6 protein-coding genes are annotated in these 5,670 nt (G+C 68.2%); 2 read left to right on the top strand and 4 right to left on the bottom strand.

What is annotated here, in order from left to right; genetic code table 11:
- A partial coding sequence (locus tag X803_RS17815; protein ID WP_253907390.1) for a DEAD/DEAH box helicase occupies window positions 1–1,436 on the bottom strand: 1,436 nt, incomplete at its 3' end.
- A gap of 320 nt (window positions 1,437–1,756) precedes the next feature.
- Here X803_RS17815 and X803_RS0104510 point away from each other — a divergent pair.
- Complete coding sequence (locus X803_RS0104510) at window positions 1,757–2,986, top strand: M20 metallopeptidase family protein (protein WP_026544209.1); 1,230 nt, start codon at window positions 1,757–1,759, stop codon at window positions 2,984–2,986.
- 34 nt (window positions 2,987–3,020) lie between these two features.
- A complete protein-coding gene (gene trmB, locus X803_RS0104505) occupies window positions 3,021–3,890 on the top strand; it encodes a tRNA (guanosine(46)-N7)-methyltransferase TrmB (protein WP_026544208.1) in 870 nt (289 codons plus the stop codon).
- A gap of 34 nt (window positions 3,891–3,924) precedes the next feature.
- Here the strand turns inward: trmB and X803_RS0104500 are convergent, their stop codons facing one another.
- The 3 genes from X803_RS0104500 to X803_RS17810 form a co-directional block, all read right to left on the bottom strand.
- Entirely contained in the window at window positions 3,925–4,611 is a 687-nt protein-coding gene (locus X803_RS0104500) for a PspA/IM30 family protein (protein WP_026544207.1), read from the bottom strand.
- A 5-nt stretch (window positions 4,612–4,616) separates the two neighbouring features.
- Complete coding sequence (locus X803_RS0104495) at window positions 4,617–5,222, bottom strand: hypothetical protein (protein ID WP_026544206.1); 606 nt, start codon at window positions 5,220–5,222, stop codon at window positions 4,617–4,619.
- A 117-nt stretch (window positions 5,223–5,339) separates the two neighbouring features.
- Window positions 5,340–5,670, bottom strand: a 331-nt coding sequence (locus X803_RS17810; protein ID WP_035777919.1) for a MerR family transcriptional regulator, incomplete at its 5' end; no start/stop codon positions are given.

The following is a 5,670-nucleotide window of genomic DNA, read 5'->3' as shown; positions in this document are numbered from 1 at the left end:
CCTGCGGCAGCGCCCTCGCCCGTCCGACGGCGGTCGCTGTCCGTACCGAAGCGGGCAGCCTGTGGCTGGTCCTTGCGCCGCTCCGCGCGGTTGCCCTGGGGCTCCGCGACGGCAACGCGTCCGCGGCCGCCACGGCCGCCGCGTCCGCCTGCCGCAGGTGCGGCGCGACGGGCGCGCTTGCGCTGGGCGTTGGCGCCGGTCGATGACCCGCCGCCGCTAAATTCCCGCTGGGCCTGGAGTGCGGCGCGGGTCCGCGGGTCGATCTTTTCCGCTACATCGCCGACGAGCTTGCCCACCAGCGGCGACGTCGCGGAGACGTTTTCGAATGCGACATCGACGCCGGCCGCCCGCATGAGCTTCTGCACCTCACCCTTCTGCTCGGGCAGGGTGATGGTCACAACGGTGCCGTCCGACCCGGCGCGGGCCGTACGGCCGGAGCGGTGCAGGTACGCCTTGTGCTCTGTGGGCGGATCGACGTGGACCACCAGTTCAACGTCATCCACGTGGACACCGCGGGCAGCGACGTCGGTCGCGACCAGCACCCGCACATCACCGGTGGAGAACTCCGCGAGGTTCCGGTCGCGGGCATTCTGCGACAGGTTGCCGTGCAGATCGACGGCGGGGATACCGGCGTCGGTCAGGGTCTTGGCGAGCTTGCGCGCATGGTGCTTGGTGCGCATGAAGAGCACGCGCTTGCCCTTGCCGGAAGCGAGCTGGACGATGAGCTGCTTCTTCTGGGTCTGGTCACCGATGAGCAGGACGTGGTGCTCCATGGTGGTGACGGAGGCCTGCGTTGTGTCCACGGAGTGGGTCAGCGGGTTGGACAGGTAGCGCTGCACAATCTTGTCGACACCATTGTCCAGCGTGGCGGAGAACAGCATGCGCTGGCCCTCGGCTGGTGTGGTGTCGAGTATCCGCTTCACTACGGGGAGGAAGCCGAGGTCGGCCATGTGGTCCGCCTCGTCGAGCACGGTGATCTCAACCGACTCAAGGGTGAGCAGCTTCTGACCCATCAGGTCTTCGAGCCGGCCGGGGCAGGCGATGACAATGTCGACGCCGGCGCGCAGTGCCTTTTCCTGCCGGGCCTGTGACACTCCGCCGTAGATGACGGTGGTGTTGAGGCCGAGCTCGCGGGCCAGCGGTTCAACGGTGGCGTTGATCTGGGTGGCAAGTTCACGGGTAGGGGCCAGGATCAGCGCCAGCGGACGCCCGGGCTTGCGGCGGTAGGCCGCTTCACGCTCGGCGAGGCGGGACACCATGGGCAGGGCAAACGCGAGGGTCTTGCCGGAGCCGGTGCGGCCGCGGCCCAGGACATCCCGGCCCGCCAGGGTGTCCGGGAGGGTCTTCACCTGGATGGGGAACGGTTCGGTGATTCCCTGGTCGGTAAGGGAACGAACCAGCGCTGTAGGCACGCCAAGGGCAGCAAAAGTAGTCATGTAAGGTACACGAACTTTCTTCTCATCTTCCCTGCGCACCGGTTGGTGCCCAGAGTCCGCCGAAGGAAAGTCAGACAGTGTCAACCGCTCTCACGATCTTGGGAGATAGCGCGGGACAAAAGAATGCGTTCATCGACGCAGGCTGCGGCTGAACGGCTTCAAAGAAACAACACCTGCCGCAGGCAAGTGTTCCAAGCCTATCAGGAGTCCGGTTGCGCACCCGCCGCCGGTTGGTGAGGATGGGGATTGTGTGAGCAAGCCCACCAGGTGCGCCGCACACCGGAATCCCATCACGATCCCTTCCGCGAGCAGGAGAAACCATGTCCGACGCCGGCGCTATCCGTTCCCACGCAGCAGACCTTGCAGGGGAGGTAACCGACCTCCGCCACCGGCTGCACCAGGAACCGGAGATCGGCCTGCACCTTCCGCGGACCCAGGAAAAGGTACTGCAGGCACTCGACGGACTCCCCTACGAGATCAGCGTCGGCCAGGACACCACCTCGGTGACGGCGGTGCTCCGCGGGACGGCGCCCGGCGACGGCGCACGGAAGCCGGTGGTGCTGCTGCGCGGTGACATGGACGCTCTGCCGGTGCAGGAGCAGACGGGAGTGGCCTATACCTCGCGGATCGATGGAGCCATGCATGCCTGCGGCCATGATCTGCACACGGCGATGCTCGCCGGAGCAGCCCGGCTCCTCGCCGACCGTCAGGCGGAGCTGGCGGGCGACGTCGTACTCATGTTCCAGCCGGGCGAGGAGGGTTTCGACGGCGCAGGGGTGATGATCCGCGAAGGCGTGCTCGAAGCCGCAGGGCGACGGCCGGATGCGGCGTACGGCATCCATGTGGTGTCCTCGCTGCTGCCCAACGGACTCTTCGCCAGCAGGCCCGGCACGCTGATGTCTGCGTCCGACGGGCTCTACGTCACAGTTCACGGGGCCGGCGGCCATGGTTCCGCGCCGCACCGCGCCAAGGATCCGGTAACCGTTGCGGCGGAGATTGTGACGAGTCTGCAGACAATGATCACGCGCCAGTTCGACATGTTCGATCCCGTGGTGCTCACCGTGGGCCTGCTGCACGCGGGCACCAAGCGGAACGTCATCCCCGAGTCCGCCCGTATCGAGGCAACCATCCGGACCTTCTCCGAGCAGAACCGCGACCTGATGCGCACCGCGATCCCGCGTCTGGTGAACGGCATCGCCGAGGCGCATGGGCTCTACGCAACGGTCGAGTACGAAACCGAGTACCCGCTGACCGTGACAGATCCGGCCGAAACCTCGAACATCGAAAAGCACGTCCGGGAGCTGTTCGGTGACGAGCGGTACACCCAGATGGTGAACCCGCTCAGCGGCTCCGAGGACTTCTCCCGGGTCCTGGCCGCCGTCCCCGGGAGCTTTGTGTTCCTCTCCGCTGTGCAACCGGGTGCCGACCCGGCGGACACCGCCTTCAACCACTCGCCCTACGCCGCGTTTGACGACAGCATCCTGGCCGACGGCACGGCTCTCTACGCGCAACTGGCCCTGTCGCGGATCGCTGAACTGGCCGGCGTCTGATCCTGCTTTGGCGCCGCTCGGTACGCTGGTACCGATGAGCACGCACCCTGATCCCCAGCCTTTCCCCGCCCAGCCCGTCTCCTTTGTGCGCCGCGGCTCCCGCCTGCAGGGCCGCCGTCGTGATGCCTGGGCCGAGCTGTCCGAGGGCCTGGTGGTCGAGGTGCCGCGCAGTTCTGCGGCAGACACCTCCGTGGATCCTTCCTGGGAGTACGACGCCGGAGCATCCTTTGGCCGCGATGCTCCCCTCGTGATCGAAATCGGATCGGGCCTGGGAGAGGCGGTGGCGCACGCCGCCGCCGAAAACCCGAACCGCAACTTCCTCGCACTCGAGGTGTACAAACCGGGACTCGCCCAGACCCTGCTGCGGATCGATCAGCGGGGCCTGACCAACGTCCGGGTGGCGCAGGTCAACGCCGCCGAGGCACTGGCCACGATGATCCGCCCTGCCTCGGTCGCCGAACTGTGGGTGTTCTTCCCGGACCCGTGGCACAAGACCCGCCACCACAAGCGGCGGCTGGTCAAGGACTCATTCATCGAGCTGGCCGGGCGGGTGCTGGAACCCGGCGGCGTCCTGCGCCTTGCCACCGACTGGTCCGACTACGCCGCCCAGATGCGCGCCGCCGCGGACAACTCCCCGCTGTTCGAGAACCTGCACGCTGGTGTTCGGACCGGTGCGGATAGCCCCCTCACCCAGGTGTGGGCCAGTGGTGTGGAGCACGAGGTCGGAGGCACTCCCCGCAGGGAGGGACGCGAGCCCGCCGGTACAGCCTCGCTGAACGAGGGCGAGGTGGACGCCCTCGGCGGCTGGGCTCCCCGGTTCGAGGGCCGCATCCTCACAAGCTTCGAGAACAAGGCCCACGACGCCGGCCGTATGATCTTCGACCTGGCATACCGCCGCGTCTGAGCGCCGGTTCTTCCAGGATCAGCCCCGACGCTGCCTAGACCTGCCCGCGACCCTCAGCCCGCGCCTTCAGTTGGCGCAGCTCCTGCTCGGCCGCCTCGCGTGCTTCCAGCTCGCTGAACGCCTCCTCAAGCCTCCCGGCTGTCGGGTCAGACCAGGAGAGTTCCTCCTGCGCTGCCTGCAGGTGCCGCAGGCGCCGGGCCTCCTGTTCCGCTTCGCGTGCCGCGCGGGCAGTTTCCGCGCTGCTCCCCGCCGAAGCTGAGACCGCACCGCGGACGTTCAGCGCCGCCTGGGTTGAACCGTGCTGGGCCTTCAGGGATTCATAGCGAACCGCGTTCTCCTGCAGGGAGGTCTCCAACCGGTACAGGTCGGCTTCGAGCGAGTGGAACTGCCGGTCGACGTCGTCGCGCTGGCGGGTCAGCGAGTCCAGTCTCTTCTGCACCTCCAGTGCGCGGCGCAGCGCTGAGCGTGCAGCGTCGTCGTTGTTGTGCGCGACTGCGCGCTCCGCCTCCCGGTTGCACTGGTCCAGATCCGAGGCGGCCTGACGCGCCAGAGTGTCGACGCGGTGCCGGACAGCGGCGAGATCCGCCACGCTCCGCCGGGCGCGGTCAAGGTTCTCCTCCTGCTGGCGCTGGGAATCCCCGAGCGCTGCAATGGGATCGACCGGCTCGGCGGCGTTGCGGCGGGAAGAGATGATGCGTGAGATGCGGCGCCGGACAGACACTGGGGCTATGCCCGCCTGCTGCCGGTGCCGTAGGCGGTGCTCCAGGTCCTGAGCGCCCCGATCTCCATGGTCAGGCGGGAGGTTGCCCGGTCCAGCTGCCTGGCGCCCGCTGCCTGGTGCACCTCGAGCAGGGTCCGCCGCAGTTGGGCGGAGAGATCGCAGAGGGAACTGACCTGTCGGCCGATGTCCCGGGCAAGTTCCTCGCGCAGCGGCCGGTTGGGCTCCCGCTCGGCAAGGGCGAGACGCTCGCAGAGCACCGCTTCGGCCCGGGTGAGATCCTCGGCGGTTGCAGCCAGGTCGCCGGTCGGCGCGCCCTGGGCAATTGCCGCCGCAACCGAGCGGCGCGTGGCATCCGTGGAGCGCTCGAGCTGCAGGCGGAGCCGCGCGAGCTCGCGGGCTGAAGCGTCCGTCGAGAAGGTGCGCAGGCGGCTTGAACCCCGTTCGATCCTGCGGCGGAGAATTCCGGAGCGGCGGACACGGCGGACGATCAGCCAGGTGCCTGTCGCTGCACCGATGGCGAGGATGCCGAGGACGGCGCCCCCGAAGAGGAGGAGCTGGAGAATGCCCTCCAGCAGGAATCCCGCGGCGTCTGAGAACTCTGAGTCAGGCATGTATCAAGTGTGCCGTGGAATCCGGCTGCGCGCCACGTTGGAAGTTTTTGTCCCCGTTCTGCTGGTTTCAGAGCCTCGAAACAGCAGAACGGCGACAAAAACTCCAAGGGGGTGGGGTTAGCGGGTGGGATCGCCCCGCCAGATCATGAGCGCCTGGCTGCGCGGCCGGGGCCGCTGCCCCCGCGCCAGGGTCACGACGTCGCCTGCGAGACCCGCAGCGAACACCCGGCTGGTCTCGGACCTGCGGCGCTGGGACAGCTCCTCGGTGAGCTCACTCACCCGATGCTGGAGGGCCATGACCTGGTTCTCCAGTTCCAGGATGCGCCGGATGCCCTCGAGCGAGACACCCTCCTGGGACAGCCGCTGGACCTCACGCAGGACGTTGACGTCCCGCTGCGAGTAGCGGCGGGCGCGTCCCGGCGCCCTGCTCGGCGTCACGAGGCCGAGC

Origin of the sequence: Arthrobacter sp. 35/47 (genome assembly GCF_000520475.1) — a bacterium.
Lineage (GTDB): Bacteria > Actinomycetota > Actinomycetes > Actinomycetales > Micrococcaceae > Arthrobacter_D > Arthrobacter_D subterraneus.
The sequence above is the reverse complement of the archived record's forward strand: the minus strand, read 5'-3'. Positions and strand labels throughout refer to the sequence as shown.